This window comes from Dysgonomonas sp. HDW5A, assembly GCF_011299555.1.
Lineage (GTDB): Bacteria > Bacteroidota > Bacteroidia > Bacteroidales > Dysgonomonadaceae > Dysgonomonas_A.
Window position 1 is genome coordinate 1,496,928 of record NZ_CP049857.1, and the last position, 22,799, is coordinate 1,519,726.

Annotated in this window: 17 protein-coding genes and 1 tRNA gene; 9 read left to right on the forward strand and 9 right to left on the reverse strand. The window is 38.6% G+C overall.

Going from position 1 to position 22,799, the window contains the following annotated elements:
• Positions 1-349: 349 nt before the first annotated feature.
• The 4 genes from G7050_RS06170 to G7050_RS06185 all read right to left on the reverse strand — a co-directional run bounded on the left by G7050_RS06170 (position 350) and on the right by G7050_RS06185 (position 4,381).
• Positions 350-1,111 carry a M15 family metallopeptidase gene (locus tag G7050_RS06170; RefSeq protein WP_255499268.1) on the reverse strand — a complete coding sequence of 254 codons (762 nt, stop codon included), beginning with the start codon at positions 1,109-1,111 and terminating at the stop codon, positions 350-352.
• Positions 1,112-1,165: 54 nt separating this feature from the next.
• Positions 1,166-3,628: a primosomal protein N' gene (priA, locus tag G7050_RS06175; RefSeq protein ID WP_166112696.1), complete on the reverse strand. Its 2,463-nt coding sequence runs from the start codon at positions 3,626-3,628 to the stop codon at positions 1,166-1,168.
• A complete protein-coding gene (locus tag G7050_RS06180; protein WP_166112699.1) occupies positions 3,625-4,227 on the reverse strand; it encodes an outer membrane beta-barrel protein in 603 nt (200 codons plus the stop codon). Before G7050_RS06180 ends, priA begins: the two co-directional genes overlap by 4 nt.
• Before the next feature lie 82 nt (positions 4,228-4,309).
• A tRNA-Arg gene (locus G7050_RS06185) sits at positions 4,310-4,381 on the reverse strand.
• A 208-nt stretch (positions 4,382-4,589) separates the two neighbouring features.
• Between G7050_RS06185 and dxs the strand changes: the two genes are divergently transcribed.
• From dxs to trpS, 5 genes are all read left to right on the forward strand, one after another.
• Positions 4,590-6,524: a 1-deoxy-D-xylulose-5-phosphate synthase gene (dxs, locus tag G7050_RS06190; protein WP_166112702.1), complete on the forward strand. Its 1,935-nt coding sequence runs from the start codon at positions 4,590-4,592 to the stop codon at positions 6,522-6,524.
• A complete protein-coding gene (gene trkA / locus G7050_RS06195; protein ID WP_166112705.1) occupies positions 6,521-7,858 on the forward strand; it encodes a Trk system potassium transporter TrkA in 1,338 nt (445 codons plus the stop codon). Before dxs ends, trkA begins: the two co-directional genes overlap by 4 nt.
• Before the next feature lie 80 nt (positions 7,859-7,938).
• Positions 7,939-9,393: a TrkH family potassium uptake protein gene (locus G7050_RS06200; protein ID WP_166112708.1), complete on the forward strand. Its 1,455-nt coding sequence runs from the start codon at positions 7,939-7,941 to the stop codon at positions 9,391-9,393.
• A 45-nt stretch (positions 9,394-9,438) separates the two neighbouring features.
• The gene (locus G7050_RS06205) at positions 9,439-10,524 is read left to right on the forward strand and encodes a CapA family protein (RefSeq protein WP_255499269.1); all 1,086 of its coding nucleotides are present in this window, start codon (positions 9,439-9,441) and stop codon (positions 10,522-10,524) included.
• A 616-nt stretch (positions 10,525-11,140) separates the two neighbouring features.
• Complete coding sequence (gene trpS / locus G7050_RS06210) at positions 11,141-12,130, forward strand: tryptophan--tRNA ligase (protein WP_166112711.1); 990 nt, start codon at positions 11,141-11,143, stop codon at positions 12,128-12,130.
• 188 nt (positions 12,131-12,318) lie between these two features.
• On the opposite strand, the gene G7050_RS06215 is transcribed toward trpS, so the two are convergent.
• From G7050_RS06215 to G7050_RS06225, 3 genes are all read right to left on the reverse strand, one after another.
• Positions 12,319-13,461, reverse strand: a complete 1,143-nt coding sequence (locus tag G7050_RS06215) for an acyltransferase (RefSeq protein WP_166112714.1) — start codon at positions 13,459-13,461, stop codon at positions 12,319-12,321.
• 163 nt (positions 13,462-13,624) lie between these two features.
• Positions 13,625-14,188 (reverse strand): Crp/Fnr family transcriptional regulator, encoded by a 564-nt coding sequence (locus tag G7050_RS06220; protein WP_166112717.1) that lies wholly within the window; start codon positions 14,186-14,188, stop codon positions 13,625-13,627.
• Between the two features lie 162 nt (positions 14,189-14,350).
• Positions 14,351-15,829 (reverse strand): glycoside hydrolase family 10 protein, encoded by a 1,479-nt coding sequence (locus G7050_RS06225; RefSeq protein WP_166112720.1) that lies wholly within the window; start codon positions 15,827-15,829, stop codon positions 14,351-14,353.
• A 253-nt stretch (positions 15,830-16,082) separates the two neighbouring features.
• Here G7050_RS06225 and G7050_RS06230 point away from each other — a divergent pair, with 253 nt between their 5' ends.
• From G7050_RS06230 to G7050_RS06240, 3 genes are all read left to right on the forward strand, one after another.
• Positions 16,083-17,750, forward strand: coding sequence for a formate--tetrahydrofolate ligase (locus tag G7050_RS06230; RefSeq protein WP_166112723.1), 1,668 nt, complete (start codon positions 16,083-16,085; stop codon positions 17,748-17,750).
• Between the two features lie 30 nt (positions 17,751-17,780).
• Positions 17,781-18,629 (forward strand): N-acetylmuramoyl-L-alanine amidase-like domain-containing protein, encoded by an 849-nt coding sequence (locus tag G7050_RS06235; protein ID WP_166112726.1) that lies wholly within the window; start codon positions 17,781-17,783, stop codon positions 18,627-18,629.
• Positions 18,630-18,698: 69 nt separating this feature from the next.
• Positions 18,699-19,589 (forward strand): CPBP family intramembrane glutamic endopeptidase, encoded by an 891-nt coding sequence (locus tag G7050_RS06240; protein ID WP_166112729.1) that lies wholly within the window; start codon positions 18,699-18,701, stop codon positions 19,587-19,589.
• 200 nt (positions 19,590-19,789) lie between these two features.
• On the opposite strand, the gene G7050_RS06245 is transcribed toward G7050_RS06240, so the two are convergent.
• Complete coding sequence (locus G7050_RS06245; RefSeq protein ID WP_166112731.1) at positions 19,790-20,038, reverse strand: hypothetical protein; 249 nt, start codon at positions 20,036-20,038, stop codon at positions 19,790-19,792.
• Positions 20,039-20,345: 307 nt separating this feature from the next.
• Between G7050_RS06245 and G7050_RS06250 the strand changes: the two genes are divergently transcribed.
• Positions 20,346-21,758 carry an undecaprenyl-phosphate glucose phosphotransferase gene (locus G7050_RS06250; protein ID WP_166112734.1) on the forward strand — a complete coding sequence of 471 codons (1,413 nt, stop codon included), beginning with the start codon at positions 20,346-20,348 and terminating at the stop codon, positions 21,756-21,758.
• Positions 21,759-21,763: 5 nt separating this feature from the next.
• On the opposite strand, the gene mltG is transcribed toward G7050_RS06250, so the two are convergent.
• A complete protein-coding gene (mltG, locus tag G7050_RS06255) occupies positions 21,764-22,795 on the reverse strand; it encodes an endolytic transglycosylase MltG (RefSeq protein ID WP_166112737.1) in 1,032 nt (343 codons plus the stop codon).
• Positions 22,796-22,799 lie beyond the last annotated feature (4 nt).

The following is a 22,799-nucleotide window of genomic DNA, read 5'->3' on the forward strand; positions in this document are numbered from 1 at the left end:
TTTTACAAATACAAATCTAAGAAAAATTTCGTGTTTTTCATCTATGGTTCCCTACCTCTTATAAAGATACTATTATAATGCAGCTAAAATTTATAATTCTTTAGTATAAACCTCAGGAGCATTATCAAAGCCATCCTTATATAGGATAATTCTTTCACAAACATTGCATTTAATTGCAATAAACATTTCTAGATATAGACTCTCCGCGTCTATTAAACCCTGAAAATGATCGTATTTAACATCAGATATAACATTATATTGATGTGGGCAAGGTATTTCCCCTAATGAAATTATATTAGAACAACGACATTTTATTTTAGGCATACTTTTTATATTATATAATCCTTTCTCACTCTATAACATTCACATCTCTTTTTGCTTCACTTCTCGAAACAGCATTAAAGTGCCACCATTCGCCACGTATGGTAATAAACCCTGCTTCTGTCATCACCTTTCGAAGCAGTTTTCGATTATTGATTTGTTCTCGGGTTAATAAACCTTCGTTTAAAAGTTGTTCCTCTTGATTAATTCCGGCGGCCTTACCAAAGAAATCGAAAGAAGTACCCATATCTAAAGCTGTTCCATCGGATCGGCAGATCGTTAAATCGACAGCCATACCATAATTATGCATCCCTGTTTTACTCGGATCGGCAACATATTCTCTATAAGGTGTATTTTGGACTACTTTATACATTTTCTTCTGCACAGACATAGGTCTGCCTGCATCATATACCAATAAAGACAAGTCGGGATCAATTTCTTTCAATAACTGCTGAGCCTTCGCCAGTTTTTGGGCAGCGATAGGATGAAGATATGCCTCTGTAAGATCATCATACAATATTTCTTTCGTAAAATTGTCCGTTGTTGCATATTTTAAATCGACATGAATAGTTGAATCCAAAGAATGAATATTTACCAAACCTTGTTCTTCGAGATATAAAGCCATAGAAGATTTGGCAGGTACCTGCTCCTCTATTTCTCTAACTATTATAGTGTCTGTATGAATGGAGTCTTCAATAGGTGATTCAACCCTGTTGGATTCCGGTTTATTCTGACAAGAAAAAATAAAAAAAGGGAGTGAAATTATTAGGCTTAATAACTGCATTTTCATAACCGGAACTATCTATCGTTACTAAATTGTCGAAGGAATAAAAAGTCTATGATCTTACATCGGATCGACATCGTAATGCAAAAGTACCGATTTAAATTTAGAGTTCATCATCACTTGCTTTTGATAAAACTCAATCAATTCTCTAATTTTCTGGGGGGATGCCTGATTTTCGATTTTCAATACTATCTTACGTATATAAAGAGATTGAACCCTCGATATTCCGGGTTTTACAGGACCTAAAACCCTTTCTTGAAATGTTTGTCGAAGAACCTGAGCAAATTCCAAAGCAAAACCTTCTGTAGACTGTTCTTCCCTGCCTCTGATTACAATTTCGATCAATCTATAGAAAGGTGGGTATCGAAACAGTTGACGTTCATTTATTTGGGTTTCGTAGAACGAAATATAATCGTTGTTTCTTATATAGGAGATAATAGGATGACCGGGATGTGCCGTCTGCAATAATACCAAACCACGTTTCTGCCTACGGCCTGCACGTCCGCTGACCTGCATCATAAGTTGGAAAGCCCGTTCGTGTGCTCTGAAATCGGGATAATTAAGCATACTGTCTGCATTCAGAATACCAACTACACTCACATTATCAAAGTCCAACCCTTTCGAAACCATCTGCGTTCCTACCAAAACATTGGTTTTATTTACTTCGAAATCTGCAATGATCCGTTCATACGATCTTTTACTTCTGGTTGTATCCAAATCCATTCGGACTACATTTGCTTCGGGAACTGCTTCATTTACCAGCTCCTCTATTCGCTCTGTTCCATAGCCTTGTACTTCCAAAGTAGGAGTTTTACATTCGGGACATTTGGTGGGTATCGAATAAACCGCACCACAATAATGACAAACCATTACCCGTTGCCCTTTATGAAAAGTGAGTGTCACATCGCAATGCAAACACTTTGGAGTCCATGAACAGGTTTTACATTCGAGCAAAGGAGCAAATCCTCTGCGATTCTGAAATAAGATTACCTGCTCATTCCGACCTAAGGCATTCTTCATTTCCTCGACCAAGGGAGGAGACAGAATGGACTTCATCTGCTTTCTTTTTCTCAGGTCTTTGGTATTAATTGGCACTATTTCGGGCAACTCAATTTCCGAATGGCGCTTGCTCAGTGTCACCAAACCGTATCTCCCCGAAAGAGCATTATAATATGTTTCGATAGCCGGCGTTGCAGTACCCAGTAAAGTCTTAGCACCGTAAATACCTGCCAATACTATAGCTGCATTGCGCGCATTATAACGGGGAGCGGGATCTTGCTGCTTATAAGAAGCTTCGTGTTCTTCATCAACAATCACCAAACCAAGATCTCGGAAAGGTAAGAATACCGACGAACGTGCCCCCAATACTACCTGACATTCATCTTTTTGAAGTAACGACTGCCAAGTCTCGGCACGCTCATTATCGTTGAAGCGAGAATGATACACCAGCAGTTTGTTTCCGAAGACCGATTTCAACCTTTCGGTTATTTGAGTAGTCAATGCTATTTCGGGTAAAAGATACAGAACCCGTTCACCCTTTTCGATAGCATCTTTTATCAGTTGAATATATATTTCGGTTTTACCCGAAGAAGTCACACCATGAAGTAAAACAACCTGCTTTTCTTTGAAATGAGCATATATTTCATCGTATGCTTTCTCCTGAAAAAGGTTCAAAGCATTAGACGAGAGCAAATTTGCATCACCATAATCGAAACGTCCGATTTCATTCTGAAAAGACTCCAAAATACCTCTTTCGATAAGTGCATCAAGCACGGACGGACTAATACCACATTGCTCGAACAATTGTTTTTTTCTAATGAAAAACTCATCTAAATCCCCAGATTTATTTTTTAGCTCTAAAAACAAAAGTAAGGCCTGTTCTTGCTTTTTAGCCCTTTTCAGATTTTCTAGAATGCTAGACAATTCGATTTCGGAGTAATTTTTCGAGAGCCTTATCGAAGTTTCGGTTTTTGCTGAATATCGATTTTGTATATTTTCATTCAGATAGGCAGCCCCCTTATCCGTAAGGGCTTTTATATACGGAATTACATTAGATATTCCGGTTAATTTTTCAATTTCGGCAATACGAAGGGGTTTAGAATCGGAAAGAACATCGAACACTTTTGTTTCATTGGCGGTAAAAGGTTCTTTAGCCTCAAAAGAAGCATCTAAAAAGACTAGCGTTTCGCTTTCTAACTTTAAGGCTGAAGGCAAAGCTGCTTTATATATCTCGCCCAAAGTACACATATAATAAGAAGCAATCCACTCCCAGAAACGCAGCTGCTCGGGCAAAACAATGGGGTGAGTATCTAAAACTGAAATTATTTCCTTTATTCCCGTTTTCTCTTCATCCGATTGATATATCTGATGCACAATAGCTGTGTAGAATTTCTTCTTTCCAAATTGCACAATAACCCTACTACCAACAATAACCCGATCTGCAAGCAGATCGGGTATCTTATAAGTAAACACTCCCGACAAGGGCAGTGGAACTATCACATCAATATAAAGATGTTGCGTCAAAAGAAATAAGTTAAGTTCACACTCCAGTTAGAAGGTCTTTTTTCTAAACGACCTTCAGAACTACTTGAATAATTATCAGTCAAAGCTTTTCTATAATACATACCGATTTCAAGATGTTTGAGAAGTTCAACTCCTGCTCCTGCATCGAATCCCATCCCAAACGATTTCGATTTATATTGTTCTACTATGCTTCCTTTCGATTCAAGATCGCCTCCACTTAGTCTAAATTCGGCATACGGACCAACAATAATGAAGACTCCGAAAAGACCAACTATACTAAATTTCTTCTTCAAACTCACCGGAACCCTCAAATAATTATAATTGGTAAGATTATAATTTTCATTTGTAACATCAAATTTCTGGTGTCCGTAAAGCACAGCGGCTTCTGCTCCCCATCCAACGATAGGAGCCATTACTTCGACAACTCCGCCGACTTGAAATCCTAAGCGGTTGTTTGCATTTAAGATATCTTTGTTGATACGATTATTGCTAACATCAAAACCTCCACGAAGACCAAATCTGACTTGTGATGACGCAAGACCTACATTTAATAATGCAAGAGATAGAATAAGCAGAAATCTTAAGCTTAATTTTTTCATTTTGTAATATTTTAAGTTCTTATGGAATAGAAACAAAGAATGACCTAAAATTGTTTAAGATAAAAGGAAAATAAAAAAATAGTAGCACGACCGGGAATCGAACCCGGATCTAAAGTTTAGGAAACTTCTATTCTATCCATTGAACTATCGCGCCAACTCTGGTATCTGCAAAAGTAATTGATTTTTGTTAATACAGCAATATACCACAGTTCATAAATTTTATTTATTGTTTATTTATAAAGCTATGTAACTGATACTTTTTTATTTTACGCACTAAACATAGGATAAGATATAATTGTTTTATAATTTTGCTCTCTATTTTTCGTTTCTTAAGAAATGATCGAATATTTATACTCACTAATATGTCCGAAAACCAAAATAACAATATATCATTGCTTCAAAGCATTGACTACCCGAAAGACCTTAAAAGTCTTACTTTAGACCAACTGGAAACTCTTTGCAAAGATCTTAGAACTTTCATCATAGATCAACTATCGGCAAATCCGGGTCATTTTGGGTCTAGCTTAGGTACAGTAGAACTTACTGTAGCTCTGCACTATGTATACAATACACCTTTCGATCGTATCGTTTGGGATGTAGGCCATCAGGCATATAGCCACAAGATATTAACGGGACGTAGAGACCAGTTCCACACAAACCGCAAGTTCGGAGGATTGGCAGGATTCCCTAATCCGGAGGAAAGCGAATATGACACTTTCTCGGCAGGGCATGCTTCAAATTCGATATCAGCTGCACTGGGAATGGCTGTGGCATCAAGCTTGAAGCACGAAAACAAGCATGTAGTTGCTGTTATCGGTGACGGATCGCTTACGGGAGGTCTGGCTTACGAAGGTCTGAACAATGCAAGTTCTCAGCCCAACGACTTACTTATTGTACTCAATGACAATGACATGGCAATTGATGACAATGTAGGAGGATTGAAAGATTATTTGGTAAAAATGACAACTTCGCAAACTTATAACAGGATGCGTAATGACGTTTATCAGAAATTCAAAAGAAAGAATCTTATTACCGAGAAAGGCAAAAACTTCATCCTTCGATTCAATAACAGTTTGAAGTCGCTAATCACCAAGCAACAGAATATTTTTGAAGGACTCAACATAAGGTATTTCGGACCTATAGACGGACATGATTTAAAAGGCTTAATCCGTATCATTCAAAATATTAAAGACTTAAAAGGTCCTAAACTCCTTCATATACATACCATAAAAGGAAAGGGTTATAAACCTGCCGAAGAATCGGCTACCGAATGGCATGCCCCCGGCAAGTTCAATAAAGATACCGGTGAAAGAATTATCAATCAGGCAAAAGACCAACCTCAGCTTTATCAGAATGTTTTCGGTCATACACTTGTTGAATTAGCCGAAAAAGATACCCGCATAGTAGGTGTTACCCCTGCCATGCCATCGGGATGCTCTATGACTTTTATGATGAAAGCATTTCCCGAAAGAAGTTTTGATGTAGGTATTGCCGAAGCTCATGCTGTTACTTATGCAGGCGGTTTGGCAAAGGAAGAACTGATTCCGTTTTGTAATATATATTCATCGTTCATGCAACGCGCTTATGATCAGGTGATACACGACATAGCATTACAAAAACTTCATGTGATATTCTGCCTCGACAGGGCTGGGCTGGTTGGTGAAGACGGACCTACGCATCACGGAGCTTTTGACCTTGCTTATATGCGCTGTATACCTAATCTGATAATTGCATCGCCATATAACGAACATTATTTACGCCACTTAATGTATACGGCTACGTATGGCAATGAGGGACCGTTTGTAATACGCTATCCGAGAGGACAGGGTGAATTAAAAGACTGGGAGTGTGAAATGAAGATTCTGCCCATAGGTAAAGGTCGTAAGTTGAAAGACGGCTCCGATATGGCTATAATATCAATAGGCCCGATAGGAAACACGGTCACGGCAGCTATCAAAGAACTCGAAACTCTTGGTTACAATATTGCTCATTATGATATCATATTTTTAAAGCCGATAGATACAGACCTGCTCAACGAAGTTGCTTCGAAATTTACGAAAGTGATGACGGTAGAAAACGGTGTAATAGCAGGTGGTTTAGGATCGGCTATCCTAGAACATTTTTCGGAGAACAATTTTAACAATATAGAAGTTACACGTGTCGGATTACCTGACGAATTTGTAACACACGGTTCGATTGCCGAATTAAACAAGTTATGCGAAATAGACGTAGCGGGAATAAAGAAACGCATCGTAAACGTCCTGACAAACGCAAAAGTTGAAACCCCTATACCATGAGAGTAGTTATCGCAGGTGCAGGTGCTGTAGGAACACATTTGGCTAAGCTATTATCGGGAGAAAATCAGGATGTTATCATCATGGATCCCGATATTGAGAAATTGAATTTCTCGAAAAGCCATTTCGAAATAATGACGATGGAGGGATCATCTACTTCTCTGAAAGATTTGAAAGAAGTAGGAGTTGAAGAGGCCGATTTATTTATCGGTGTAACCCCCGAAGAATCAGTCAACATTACTTCTTGCATGCTTGCCTCTAAGATGGGTGCGAAAAAAACGTTTGCACGTATCGATAACTTCGAGTATTTACTACCCAAAAACAAAGAGTTTTTCGAGAGCTTAGGTGTCGACTCGATGGTTTATCCTGAGATGTTGGCAGCCAAAGAAATTGTATCAGCTATAAAAAGACCGTGGGTAAGACTTTGGGTCGAATTATTTGGTGGTGCTATCATTTTGGTGGGTGCCAAGATCAGAAGTAACTCGGAACTGGTAGGTAAATATCTGCATGAAATATCTGTAAATCCTAAAAAATTTCACATTGTAGCCATAAAACGCAACAACCGGACAATTATCCCCAAAGGATCTGATCAGATAATATCGGGAGATATTCTCTTTTTCACGACAACAAAAGAATTTATAGACGAAATTCCCGCTATTACAGGCAAAAAGAATTTCGAAGTAAAAAATATAATGATAATGGGAGGAAGCCGGATAGCAATCCGCACCTGCCAATATCTACCCAGCGACATGAAAATTAAGCTACTTGAGTCAGACAAAAACAAGTGCTATCAGTTGTTGCAAAAACTACCCAAGAATGTGACGGTCTTCCATGATGACGGTCGTAATTCCGAATTTCTACAAGAAGAAAGTATCAAGGACACAGATGCTTTTATAGCCGTAACAGGAAACTCCGAAGCAAACATACTGGCTTGTCTGGCTGCGAAAAGATTCGGTGTGAGAAAAACTGTAGCCGAGGTTGAAAACATGGATTACATATCTATGGCCGAAAATCTGGATATTGGTTCTATCATCAACAAAAAATTAATTACAGTCAGTAATATATATCGTGTTTTATTGAGTGCAGACGTTTCGAATGTGAAATCTCTAACATTTGCCAATGCTGATGTTGCAGAAATTATTGCACGTCCCAACTCGGCAATTACCAAAAAAGAAATAAAGCGCCTATCTTTGCCAAACAATATGACATTGGGAGGCTTGATACGTAATGGCGAACCCATGCTAATAGAAGGGGATACACAGGTAGAACCTTATGACAATGTTGTTGTCTTCTGTCTGGATGATGCTTTACGTGATGCTGAGAAACTTTTTAATTAGAGTCTCAGACTTATTTTATTACTTTTTTTAAGGTCTAAAGACCCTAACTTTATAACTTTGCTCTGGCTATAATCGTTAAGATGGGAAATTTTAATTTTCGGTTCATCTTTAAAACCATGGGATTCTTACTTATTATAGAATCCATTTTATTGATGATTTCGGCTGCTGTATCATTTTATTACCATGAAATAAGTGGAGATGCTTTTCTTATAAGTGCTTCTATTGCGATTGGTGTGGGGGTGATATTTCGCCTTGTAGGTGCCGAAACCAGAGAACAGTTTATCGGAAAACGCGAAGGATTTCTGGTCGTGGGTCTTTCGTGGGTTATATTATCTGCCTTCGGAATGCTTCCCTTTATCTTTAGCGGAGTTATTCCCAAAGTAAGTGATGCATACTTCGAAACCATGTCGGGCTTCACAACTACGGGCTCTACCATCATTCCCGATGTAGATGTCGTTCCTCTCGGTTTATTATTCTGGCGTTGCCTTACCCAGTGGGTCGGAGGTTTGGGTATTGTTGTATTTGCACTAGCCGTCCTTCCAATAATCGGCGGAAATGCTTCTTTTCTTTTCGATGCCGAAACTACAGGTATAGCCCGCGATCGTTTTCAACCGAGAGTTACTCTAGTTGCCAAAAGATTACTTCTTACTTATGTTACCATAACCGCAATTATAGCCACTCTACTTTGGTTAGGTCCCATGAATGCTTTCGATGCCATTTGTCAGGCTATGTCTACTGCCTCAACAGGTGGTTTCTCTACCAAACAAGATAGTATTGCTTACTGGAATTCGGCATATATCGAGTATGTAATCAGTATATTTATGTTTATAGGGGGAATCAACTTCTCTTTAATTTACTTCTTATTTAAAGGCCAATACAAGAAACTATTTCATAACGAAGAGCTGAAGTGGTATTTTCTTATCTATATTACATTTACCGCTGTTATAACGGCAGGTTTGATATATTCAGGGAAAATAAACATCGCAGAGGATGCTTTCCGAACTTCACTCTTTCAGGTGACATCGGCTATAACCACCACCGGATTTTCGACTGCTGACTTTACCAGTTGGGGACCTTTCTATATGTTCCTCATATACTGTCTGATGATGATTTGTGCCTGTGCCGGCTCTACCTCGGGAGGGATTAAAGTAATCAGGATAGTTGTACTCTTCAAGAATGCTATCAACGAATTTAAACGTCAGGTACACCCCAATGCTATTCTGCCCGTACGTATCAACGATCAGGTACTTCCCGTAGATATAGTAACTAAGATACTTGCTTTTATATTCCTGTACCTATTGATTCTATTTATCAGCTTTTTGGTATTATCGTTTACAGGTATAGATTTTGAGGATTCTATTACAGCTTCTGTATCGTGTTTGGGTAATGTAGGACTAGGAAGCTTAAGCGATAGCGGACACTTTGGTCACCTTTCGGATACTGCCAAATGGTATCTGTCATTCTTAATGTTGACAGGACGTTTGGAGTTGTTTACTATCCTGTCGCTATTCATGCCTGCTTTCTGGAGAAAATAAAATCTCAAAACTTCTGATCAGAACTGACTTCTAATAAACATACTTATGAGAAAATATACTATATTCTTTCTCTTTCTAACTTCAATGTGCTTTTACGGCTTTGGACAAAAGCAGACGGTCAGTTTATTGTTTGCAGGCGATGCCATGCAACATCAGTCGCAAATAGACGCAGCCAAAACAAAAGACGGGTATGACTACTCTTCGTACTTTACTCAAATAGAAGATCAGATAAAAGATGCGGATATCGCAATTGTCAACCTCGAAACAACTCTTCCCGGCAAAGGATATACAGGGTATCCGTGTTTCGGGTCTCCCGATGCTTTTGCATATGCTTTGAAAGATGCCGGATTTGATGTTTTTCTCACCGCCAACAATCATAGTCTGGATAAAAGAAAACAAGGGCTCGAAAGGACTATCACCATGCTCGATTCTATGCATGTAAAGCATTTGGGGACTTATGTTGATCAGGATAAAAAGGATTTGTATTATCCTTTGATGATTATTAAGAATGGCATCCGCATTGCTATGCTCAATTATACTTATGACACAAACGGAATCAGGCTGCAAAAACCCAATATCATAAACCTCATCGACAAAAAGCAGATATTAAACGATATTCAGTGGGCGAAGATGATGAAACCCGATATTATCATTGCCAATATGCACTGGGGTATCGAGCATAAATTATCACCTAATGCCGAACAGAAAGAGTTGGCTCAATTCCTTATAAAAAACGGGGTAAGATTAGTAATTGGCAGCCATCCTCATGTTGTACAGCCTATTGACATACAGAGACAGAATGATTCTATTCAAAATATTATCGTCTATTCACTAGGAAATTTCATATCGGGAATGAAAGGCGATAATGTAGAGGGTGGTATGATGGCTAAAATAGACCTAAGCAAAGATAACGCAGGTGTTGTTCGGATCGACAACTGCTCTTATTCTTTGGTTTGGGTAAATAAACCGATAGAGAACGGAAAACCGAATTTTCAGCTTATACCTGTTGAAAAATATCAAAACGAGGAAGGAAAGTTAAAATTGGGTGAAGAATCTTACCATAAAATGATTCGGTTTTCGGACACAGCCAAGAAAACAATCGAAAGCCTTTGGGGGATTACTGATAGATAATTAAAATCAACTATTTAATGATACGAATCAGTAGTTGATCTGTTATGTTTAATGTTCAATTATTCTAACGCACCCTATTGGGTTTGTTTTTCATTTTGTCTTGATACAAAACGAAACAAAAGATCAAGACTGTGCCTTTTGCTCGACCCGCTACGGTCTCGAAAGCTAAAACAAAAGAAAACATTTATCCTTGATATCCTTTTGTTTCTTAACGCTTTCATTCGCCCTACGGGTACCCCGTGCAACCGTCTAGGTCGGGAAGCCTGACGGGCGAAAGCCACTTACGTGCGTCAGCCCAAGTGCATCAGTGCCACAGCCGTTGGCTGACAAGCGAAGCGGGCGTAAAACTAAACGTGCCGTAAGGCAGTAGGTTTAGTTTAGCCTGTAAGCTTAAGTCAGATAGGCGAGCCACTCAGCACAAAGCCTTTTTGATTCCTTTTGCGGATTTGGGCAAAAGGAATACAAGCAATCTCTGATTGCGCGTAGTAAAAGACAATTTAATAGAATAAACAGTTTCACCCCTACAGCCAAAGCAATAAATAGTTCTGTGGACCTAAAAAGTGCTTAACTCCTGAAAAAATCGCTAACTTTGTATATAGAAACAAAATGATATAGTATGGAAACAGTAGTGAGCGGTATTCGCTCGACCGGTAATCTCCACTTAGGCAATTACTATGGAGCCCTGAAAAACTTTATAAAAATGCAGGAAGAAAACAAATGTTTCTTCTTTATTGCAGATTATCATTCTCTTACGACTCATCCGGATCCGAAGATATTACATGGAAATGTAAAGAATGTGCTAACCGAATATCTGGCTGCGGGTATCGACCCCGATATATCGACTATATACGTACAGAGTGATGTACCCGAAGTATGCGAACTGTATCTATTGCTGAATATGCATGCATATATGGGCGAATTGGCTAAGACCGTATCTTTCAAAGAAAAGGCTCGTAAGCAGCCCGAAAATGTGAATGCCGGTTTACTTACCTACCCTACTCTTATGGCTGCCGATATATTGATGCACAATGCCGACAAGGTACCTGTGGGAAAAGATCAGGAGCAACACCTCGAAATGACTCGCAAATTTGCACGCCGTTTCAACAATTTCTATGGTGTCGAGTATTTTAAAGAACCGATTGCCTACAATTTTGGCAGCGAATTAATTAAAATACCGGGACTGGACGGCAGTGGAAAAATGGGAAAATCGGAAGGTAACTGTATTTATCTTTTTGATGAGCCTAAAGTCATAGAGAAGAAAGTAAAAAGGGCATTAACAGACGAAGGACCTCAAAGCCCTAATTCTCCAAAACCCGATTGTATCGAAAACCTGTTTACTATTCTGCGTGTGGTTTCAACCGAAGAGGTAGTGAAACATTTCGAAGATAAATGGAATTCATGCGAAATACGTTACGGCGATCTTAAAAAGCAATTGGCTGAAGATATTATTGCGGTAACATCACCTATTCGCGACCGTATTCTTCAAATTCAGGACGATGAGGCATACTTACACAAGGTAGTAACCGAAGGTACTGAAAAAGCCCGTGAAAGTGCCCGTAAAACATTACGGGAGGTACGTGAGATAATGGGATTCAAGAATTTCTAAAAAACAATCACGATATATATAATAAAAGGCTGATTTCTTGCGAAATCAGCCTTTTGTATTATTTGGTAGCGTTAAATATTTAATGATATATCTTTATTGGTAGAGGCAGACCTATGTGTCGGTACTAAATAGGTGAACACACAGGTTCACCCCTACAGCCAAAGCTATAAAAAGGTCTGAGACTTTAGTTACATATTGTTTTTGGGCTTTAAAAACCGGTTTGTCAAATATCTTCGTACCGGTATATCGTAAAATTTCAAACAGATATAGGCTACAATAATACTTCCTGCAACAACTCCTGCTGCACCAGGCAATGATTCTTCAAATGTGAGATCATTATTCTTCACCCAAGCAAAATACAGATAAATAAAGGGGTAATGTACCATATACAAAGGATAAGAAATATCTCCCAAGAACTTGCATACACGAGTCGTGTACTTATCGGTAGTATTTCCTGAAGCTCCCAAATAGACTAGAAGCGGAAAAAATACAACACAGCATACAGTATCATATATACCGTTCATCCATAAATATTCGGCTCCACCTATACGTGGTACAGCTAAAAGAGCTACGATAAACAAACTGCATATCCAAAAAGCTCCTTTTATATTAGCAGGCTTGAAGATACGAGAAAGAAGTAGTCCGGCAGAAAATGAGAATAACAAGCGAAAAGAGCCTCCGGTAAATTCTTCTCCTGTCAGTGAAAACCCTACACATATATCACCTAATGGTCCCCATACAGCAAATGAAGCCAAGCCGCATCCGGCAACAAAAACCAATACTGCAAGAGCTTTAGTTGAGAGCTTACGAATAAACAACACATAGAGAATATTACCGATATACTCAAAAAACAAAGACCAACTGGGTCCATTCAATGGGAACATCTCCCCTACACCTCTTATTTCGGTTCCTGTAGTAGCCGGAATCAAAAACATATTCAACAATGTGGCAATAAGCAAAGCCACAACAGGTACTACCGATACATCCCATACAGAGCAGCCTTGGGTATAGAACATGATGGCCCCTATGATAGCTCCCATTACAACCATCGGGTGAAGACGTATAATCCGGCGTTTGATGAAATCTTTGGGTTTCATTGTACCCCAACGATCGTCGTAAGCATAACCGACAACAAATCCTGACAGTATAAAGAAAAAGTCGACTGCTAAATAACCGTGATTGATTCTTTGGTCTAAATGACTGGTCGCAAAGGCTTCAAATATGTGGAAGCATACAACCATGATAGCCGCCACTCCACGTAATCCATCGAGTATGTTGTAATGTGGCTTGGTATCTGCAAATGCAGCGTCAGAGATTTGAGTTTTCAGCATTAAATTTAGTTTTTGAGGAATAAATAACTTTAAAGACATAACAACCTATCGCTGTTTTGCTTTCCAAAGCAATAAATAGTTATGCGAACTTAATGCGGCAAAAATACAACGTATTTCTTTGCAAAAGTTTGTCCTAAATCAAAATTGGCAATCAAGCCTGAAATTAATCATTGGCTCGAAGTCGGCTGAGTGTAGAAAGGGTAATCCCTAAATAGGAGGCAATATATCTTAAATTGGTTCGCTGTTCCACATAAGGAAACTGCTTTTTGAATTCTTCGTACCGTTCTTTGGCAGGTAAAGTCAGACGTTCTTTGTGACTGCGATGCAAGCGTCTGTATTCATTCTGATGAATGATTCGCCCCCAATTACTCAATTCAAGGTTAGTTTCGAAAAGGCGGGTCAGATCAGTTAGCAATATACTGTAAACCTCCACGTCTTCGAGCGTTTCGACAAACTCTTCACTCACTTTTTTATAATACAACTCATCCATACTGAATACAATACCTCCTTCACAGGAAAATGAAGTTGTTATCTCTTCACCATCGACCAACCAGAAAGAGCGTGTCATTCCCTTTTCGAGGAAATAGGCATATTTACAATATATATCTTTCTTTATCAACTGATGCCTTTTAGGAAAATGACACAAAGTGACGCAGGTTTCCAATTCCCCTATGGTTTCATCGGAAATAGGATATAAAGATTTCATATTGTTTATAATATTTTCCATGTTCAATAGCATTTTATCTCTCAATACAAACCTGCATGATATCACATCATATAACAGCACAGAACTTTCCAGAATAGGTTTTGACCTACATTTCAAAGATACAAGTTTTCGATATCAGATCAATTCCTATTTTAACATTTCTGTTTTTCAATAAGGATATCGTTATTTTTCCAAACTGTGGGAAAGTACATAATAAACAGGAAAACAAGGTACACTCTCGTTATGAAAACGGTCGGAAGCTGTTACCGAATAATAAATTCCTTCCTCTATATCGGGGGTCTGAAGTTGTATCTTATTACCTCTTATTCCTGTGGCTACTATGCTTTTAACATTCCTGATATCAAAATCCTCAGTCGATGATTCGTAAACGGTATACACCTGACCTTCCGAAGGATTAGATGATTCCCATTCTAAGGTGGTTGTACCATCGGCAGCACGATAAACCTGCATATTCAGAGGCGAAAGAGGGGCTGTATCATCCAGCCATTTCATTGAAGGTAATTTTGCCGGATAAGTATAATAATGCGTCAAAGCATCTTTCAAACCTTTTGTATTGCTCAACACATTGCCTACCCTGTAATAGGCTGCTCCGGCAGCTTGGCTGGTACGGATAAAATCAACCTGTTGAGTTATATCTTTTAATGGCCAGTTACCTTCTGTAGACATCAACCGATATACTCCAAGACCGGGAACTACAAAGCGTCCGTTACTTGTTTTGACCCACTCATCTACATAGGTTCCAAATTTAGCCTCATTGTAATACATCATCGGGTATATTGCATCCATCTTTCCGTCCATCATCCATTTACCGGCATCCTGATGTACGCTTGAATAGGCTGTCCATGTACCTTTCATCGGATCAAGGTCTTTGTATCTGCCTATCGGGCTGCAACTAACCTGCACCCAAGGTTTTTTCTCTTTGGTCTGATCGTATATATCCGATACTAAGGCATTTATATTCTCGCGTCTCCACTCTTGTAATGACTTTCCACGACCATACTTGGAAAAAGTATCACTATCGGGAAACTTTCCGGCTGCCTCTGGGTAACGGATATAGTCGAAATGAACACCATCGACATCGTAATTGGTAACAATTTCATCGACAACTTTCAGGATATGTTTTCTCGCTTCAGGGTTTCCCGGATCAAGATACCATTCGTCTTTATATAATTTGCAAAGTTGGGGGTATCGCGATACAACTGATGAACGTCCTTGATCTTTGACTTGTTTTTTTGAACCGAGCGGAAAGGTCACAATCCACGCATGGCACTCGAGTCCTCTGCGGTGGCATTCCTGTATAGCATAGGCCAATGGATCGTATGCTGTAATAGCTCCAATGGTTTTATCTTTGGAAATATAAGGGCTCCAAGGTTCTATTTTTGATTGAAAGAAGACATCTCCACGAATTCGCACCTGAAAAAGTATGGTGTTAAAATTTGCCTCCTGTAACTGATCCAAAATCTTGCTCAATTGCTTTTGCTGATTTTCGGGCGATAAAGAGGGCGAAGGCCAGTCGAGATTCCAGTTAGTTGTCAGCCAGGCTGCACGGACTTCCGTATCGGGATTTTGAGCTGTTAATGGTGCTGAAACTAGTCCGCACATAAAAATTAAAAGAAGTGAAAGTATTTGTAGTGGCTTCATATTTCGAAAAAGTATCAAAAATACACATTTTACTGTTTAGTTCACGATTAAGTATCGCAATTTTTTTTGCTCCATCCGAATCTGTCGGAATATACCTATATATCTGTCCTATATTGGCAAACAGGCAAGTTCCCTTTTACTTCAAAACAATAAAAATGCATGTGAGCTTAAACAGCAATTCAATAACAATAAAACATCCTAAAAGTTTACTTATCTTTGTAGAAACCATGATAAAACTACTGAATTTTATTTTATGAAAACAGATATTGAAATTGCCAGAAGTATCAAACTTGAGCCTATCAGTAAAATTGCTCAACAGATAAATATAGCTGATGAACACATCCATAATTATGGGAAGTACATGGCCAAAGTGCCGGCATCGCTTATCGACAATAACAAAGTAAACCAAAGTAATTTAATATTAGTAACTGCCATAACACCGACTAAGGCAGGAATCGGTAAAACAACGGTTTCGATAGGTCTAACTTTAGGCTTAAACAAAATAGGGAAAAAAGCGGTTGTAGCCTTGCGTGAACCCTCTTTAGGTCCTTGCTTCGGCATGAAAGGCGGAGCTGCAGGCGGAGGTTATGCACAGGTTCTCCCTATGGAGGATATTAACTTGCACTTTACGGGAGATTTTCACGCCATTACCTCGGCTCACAATATGATATCGGCTTTGCTTGACAATTATTTGTATCAAAACCGAGCAGCAGGAAAAGGGTTGAAAGAAATCCTTTGGAAAAGAGTACTTGATATTAACGATAGAAGTTTACGATATATAGTTTCGGGATTACATGGTTCTGCAAACGGAATACCCACTGAATCGGGATTCGACATTACTCCTGCATCCGAAATTATGGCGATCCTCTGCTTATCGAAAGATATTGAGGACTTGAGAAGGCGTATCGAAAAAATCATCTTGGGGTATAACTATGACAACACTCCTTTTACCGTAAAAGATCTGGGTATTGCCGGATCGATAGTTGTATTGCTTAAAGATGCCATCAACCCAAATCTGGTACAGACTACCGAACACAATGCGGCGATAGTACATGGTGGTCCTTTTGCCAATATTGCTCACGGATGTAATTCTATTATTGCGACTAAGGTTGCGATGAGCCATGCCGATTATGTAGTTACAGAAGCGGGATTTGGTGCTGATCTGGGTGCTGAAAAATTCTTCAATATAAAGTGCCGGAAAGCAGGATTAACACCCAAATTAACAGTTATAGTGGCTACTGCACAAGGGTTAAAAATGCACGGTGGTGTTGCCATTGAAGATATTAAGAAAGAAAATATCGAAGGCTTGAGAAACGGATTGGCTAATATAGAGAAGCATATCTCGAATATGCAATCGTTTGGTCAGACGGTAGTTGTCGCCTTCAATAAATACGCACAGGATACTCAGGCAGAGCTGGATATCATCACAGATTTCTGTAAGAGCAAAAATATAGGATTTGCTATCAACAATGCTTTTTCGGAAGGCGGTGAGGGTGCTGTGGAATTAGCGAATCTGGTAGTCAAAACAATTGAAAACAGTCCTTCGAAAGCGCTTACATTTACATACGAAGACGACGATTCTATACAACAAAAGGTCGAAAAGATAGCTAAAAAAATATATGGTGCGGATGCTGTTGAATTCAGTGGTAAGGCTCTCAAAATACTACAACTGATTAAAGGTACGGACATGGAAAAATACCCTGTGTGTATTGCCAAGACACAGTATTCGTTTTCGGAAGACCCGAAAGCTTACGGTGTAGCCAAAGGTTTTACTTTGACTATAAATGATATGGTAATCAATAACGGTGCTGAGTTTATTGTAGCCATAGCAGGCACTATAATGCGTATGCCGGGGTTACCCAAGGTACCGCAAGCAAATCATATTGATATTGTTGACGGTTTAATTGACGGTTTAAGCTAAGGTTGCAGACCTTTTAAGACATTATTTCTTATGAAAAAAGTATTCGCCTTGTTTTTACTTCTTGCAATGGTACTCAATACCCGTGCTGCGGTGGTGTATACAAAACAGGATTCGCTTATATATGAGAAATATATTAGTCAATTAAAAGCGGAGGTAACTTTACCAATTGGTGAATTGATTGTAAAAACTGCTTTATTTTTTCGGGATACTCCTTATGTAGCCTCAACTCTCGACAATAATCAAGAGGAACAATTAGTTGTTAATCTGCATCAATTCGATTGCACCACTTTTGTCGAAAACTGTATTGCACTAAGCAGAACGCTTAAAACAGGGAATTATTCATTTTCAAACTTTTGCAACCAGTTGAAATCGATCCGATACAGGGATGGAGAAATAGAAGATTATACTTCGAGACTTCATTATGTAACGGATTGGATATACAATAATTCAAAGAGGGAAATACTGGAAGATAAAACTTTTTCGTTAGGGGGGATAAAAGATACTAAAACAATCCACTTTATGTCTACGCATACCGATGCTTACAAACCACTGCGTAACAACCTGAAACTACAACAGAAAATAGAAGGTATTGAACAGCAGATAAACAATAGAGCTGAGTATTATGTTTTAAAAAAGAAAGACATCAATATAGTCAGCAGTAAAATAAACAATGGTGATATAATAGCTTTTGCAACTGGCATCGAAGGCTTAGATTATACGCATATTGCTATCGCATATCACGACCAAGGAACATTGACTTTTATACATGCTTCAAGTAAAGCAATGAAGGTCATTATAGAACCTCAGTCGCTGTATGATTATTGCCTGAAATCGACAAAATGTACAGGCGTAAGTATTTTCAGGGCAATTGATTTCTAAAAGAAAAACTGATATAACTACCAAACTTTTATACAGACCTAAATAGTAAACAGGTATTAATTTTGAAAAATGAATAAAGAAATATTCCTAAGAATGAGTAGTTGGTCACAACTCTTCTTCCTTTGTCTTTTTAGCTTTGTCGGCTTGATGATAGCCGCTGTTCTTACGGTTGTAATAGGCCAATCGACAGGCACTCTGGGGTCGTTAGACTTTATGAAAGCCATGCAAGTAGTTCAGGTTGTTTTAATCTTCTTAATTCCTTCTTTGTTATGTGCTCATTTATTTCACAAATCGGCTCCTCGATTTCTGAAAATCAATAAACCCATTGATGTTAAGTTCTTACTGCTTTCGATTCTTCTTATTTTTGCAGTTCAGCCTTTTATAGCTTTCACAGGACATTACAACAGTATGATAACTTTACCTGAATCTCTGGCGGGAGTAGAGAAAGTGATGAAGATGATGGAAGAGCAAGCTCAAACATTAATCGAAAAAATGCTTACTACCAATTCGGTTCTTGTCTTATTGATAAACTTGTTCGTTATTGCCATTACTGCGGGTGTCACAGAAGAATTTTTCTTTAGAGGATCTATGCAGCAAACCATCCGGAAAATTTGTAAGAACAGACATCTTGCTGTTTGGATTACCGCCTTTATATTTAGCTTTATTCACCTCCAGTTTTACGGGTTTGTTCCCCGTTTGCTTCTGGGGGCTTTATTAGGATATATTTTTCTTTGGTCGGGCAATTTATGGATTGCAGTAATTGTACATGCCATAAACAATACAATAGCTGTCTTAACTTTTCACTTCTTTCACAATACACCTATGTACGAGAAGCTCGAAAACTTTGGGGTAGGTAATACAATCTGGGCTACAGTTGTAAGTATTATTTTAACGGGAACTATATTGGCAATTCTTTCACGAGAGTATCAAAAAAATAACCCGCAGGATTTTACGATATAATATCTTAGTATTTTGTCCTTAGACAATTTAGTGGGTTTATCTATATATAAAGCGAATGAGGATTAAGATATATGTTCTATTTTACTGCGCGTAATCAAAGATTACTTGCATTCCTTTTGCCCTAAGCCGCAAAAGGAATCAAAAAGGCTTTGTGCTGCATGGCTCGCCTGCCTGACTTAAGCTTGCAACCTAAACTAAACCTACTGCCTTGCGGCACGTTTAGTTTTACGCCTGCTTCGCTTGTCAGCCAACGGCTGTGCCACTGATGCACTAAGGCTTACGCCCGTCAGGTTATTGGCATTACCGATTGTGCGGGGTACCCGTAGGGCGAAAAAAGCGTTAAGAAACAAAAGGACATCGTCGGTTAAACGTTTTTCTTTTGTTTTAGCTTTTAGTCCGTGACGGGTCGGACAAAAGGTACAGCCTTGATTTTTTGTTTCGTTTTGCATCAAGGCAAAATGAAAAACAAACCCATAAGGGTGCGTTAGGAAAAATAGAACGTATAAATTCAGCTACTAATTAGTATAAATAAACAAGTTGAGTAAAGAAAAATAATAAAGCAGAAAAAAGTGTCACTTTTGTAATGTTTGTAATGTTTTTCACAATAAATAACTAACAAACAACGCATTAACAAATCATCAAAATATACACTAAAAGACATATTTTGTAACCTTTGTCCCTCTGAATATACAAGATTGTTACTTAAACGTAACTTTACTCAAGGGCATAAGAATCGACATAATACAATTGTTCTGGATGGAATTAACAGGAAAAAAAGATGGTTTCGGATATCTGATAAAGTGGATTATCAGACTAGGGGATCTGTTGGTTATTAATTTCACTTTAATTCTCTTATCCAAGCTTCTGTTTGCGGACGACGCTTTCACTTCATTTATCAATAATGTCCGTTTAGTTGAAAAACTGCTTCTGATTAACCTCGTTTATTTTGTTGTTGCAAGTATTATTCCGATAAATCTGTCGTCTAATATTATCTTCTTTGACAAGATTGTTCATAGAAGCTTCTCATTTATATCGCTTTACTTCATATTGCTTACAGCAGCAATGCTATTGCTTGGAATAGACAGAATCACTTGGATCGATTGGTCGGTTTATTACATAGGTCTGTCTATTATCTATATAATCTGGCATATAACGGTACGGATCATTTTAAAATGGTATCGCAGCAAAGGCTACAACTACAAACGGATTGTAATAATCGGGAGTGGCAACAGGGCGACGGATGTTTTCAATGAACTAAAGTCGAGCGACTACGGATATAAAATACTAGGGGCTTTTGATGAGATTCCCGACTTATCAAATCCATCCATTAACTATTTAGGGACACTGTCTCAGGTTGAAAAATACTGTATCGAAAACAAAGTAGACGAGATCTATTGTACTTTGCCCAACAGCGAAGAATCGGTTATATTACGTCTGGTGAATTTCTCGGAAAGAAATATGATACGATTCTTTCTGGTTCCCGAATTTTATGAATATATAAAGCGAAAACTTGTACTCAACTCACTTCAATCGATACCTGTTATAGGGATAAGACCCGAACCTCTTCAGCTACTCTATAACAGGGTATTGAAAAGAATATTTGATATCGTTTTTTCCTCTATTGTCTTAATATCAGTCTTTCCTGTTATCTATATCATATTTGGGGTTATTATTAAACTGACATCACGCGGCTCTATTGTTTTTAAACAAAGAAGAACCGGTTTACAGGGTGAGGAATTTACATGTTACAAGTTTAGAACCATGTATGTCAATGATAAATCGGATTCTCTCACAACACAGCAGGTTGATCCACGAATCACGCCCATCGGGAAGTTTATGCGTCGCACAAGCATCGACGAGCTACCTCAGTTCTTCAATGTTTTAATCGGTAATATGTCTGTCGTAGGACCTCGTCCGCATATGATTAAACAGACGTCTTTATACAATGGACTTATCGACAAATTTATGATACGCCACATCGTAAAACCCGGCATTACGGGTTGGGCTCAGATATCGGGATACAGAGGCGAAACCAAAACCATCAAACAGATGGAAGGTCGGTTCAGACGCGATGTGTGGTACATCGAGAACTGGTCTTTTATGCTGGATATTAAGATAATCGTTGTGACTACCCTTCAATTGCTAAGAGGCGATAAGAATGTTTATTAAGCGGTTTAATAAATCTTCCTCTGATTAAGTGCCGCCCGATAACGGTTCGCATTTTTGACATGCTCGGTATGTGTAACTGCAAAGTTATGTCTTCCCGAAAAATCCTCTTTCGCACACATATAAAGATAGTCATGCTCTGCCGGATTCAATACAGCCTCTATTCCTTTGATTGAGGCAACTCTAATCGGCCCGGGAGGTAATCCCAAGTGTTTATATGTATTATAAGGAGAGTCCACTTGTAAATGCTCAAAAAGAATACGTTTCAAGGAGAAGTCTCCTACTGCAAATTTAACCGTAGGATCAGCTTGCAGCAATTGTCCTAATCTCAACCGATTCAGGTATAATCGTGCAACCACCGGATATTCGTCTGAGAAATAACATTCCTCCTCTACGATAGAAGCCAGTATGGAAACCTCAACAGGAGTAAGTCCCACCTTTTCTGCCTTTACTTTTCGCTCATCTGTCCAGAATTTAGAATATTCATCTTTCATCCTTTTCAGAAAACTATCCAATGAGACATCCCAATATACTTCGTAGGTATTCGGTACAAACATACAAAGTATCGTTTCGGTGGTAAAGCCTAATTTAGAACAGCTTTCTTCATTATTAAAGGTAGCCATCAGTTCCTCTTCGGTTATCATCAATTGAGAAGCAAGTCTCTTGGCCAGATCTTCCTTAGTTCGAATATTATTGAACTTCAATTTAACCGGTGCCTGATGCCCTCCTTTCAAGTCACTTATTACTTCTTGAATACTCATATCCGGTGTAATTGCGTATCGCCCGGTTTTCATATTATCTGGATACTTCATATAGGCAGCAAGCCTCTTAAAGGCATTGAGATCCGAAATATGAGCAGTCGTGTCCATCTGTGTGAGTACTGCATCAAAACTTTTCTGCTTATCAACATAAATATAAACAGTACCTTTTATTCCGAACTCGGCATCCAGAAAACTTTTAATATATACAAAGATACCTCCTGCTGCAAGAATTACTACAGCAAGGATTATAAACAAAACATTGCGCTTAGTTTTAGCCATTTTC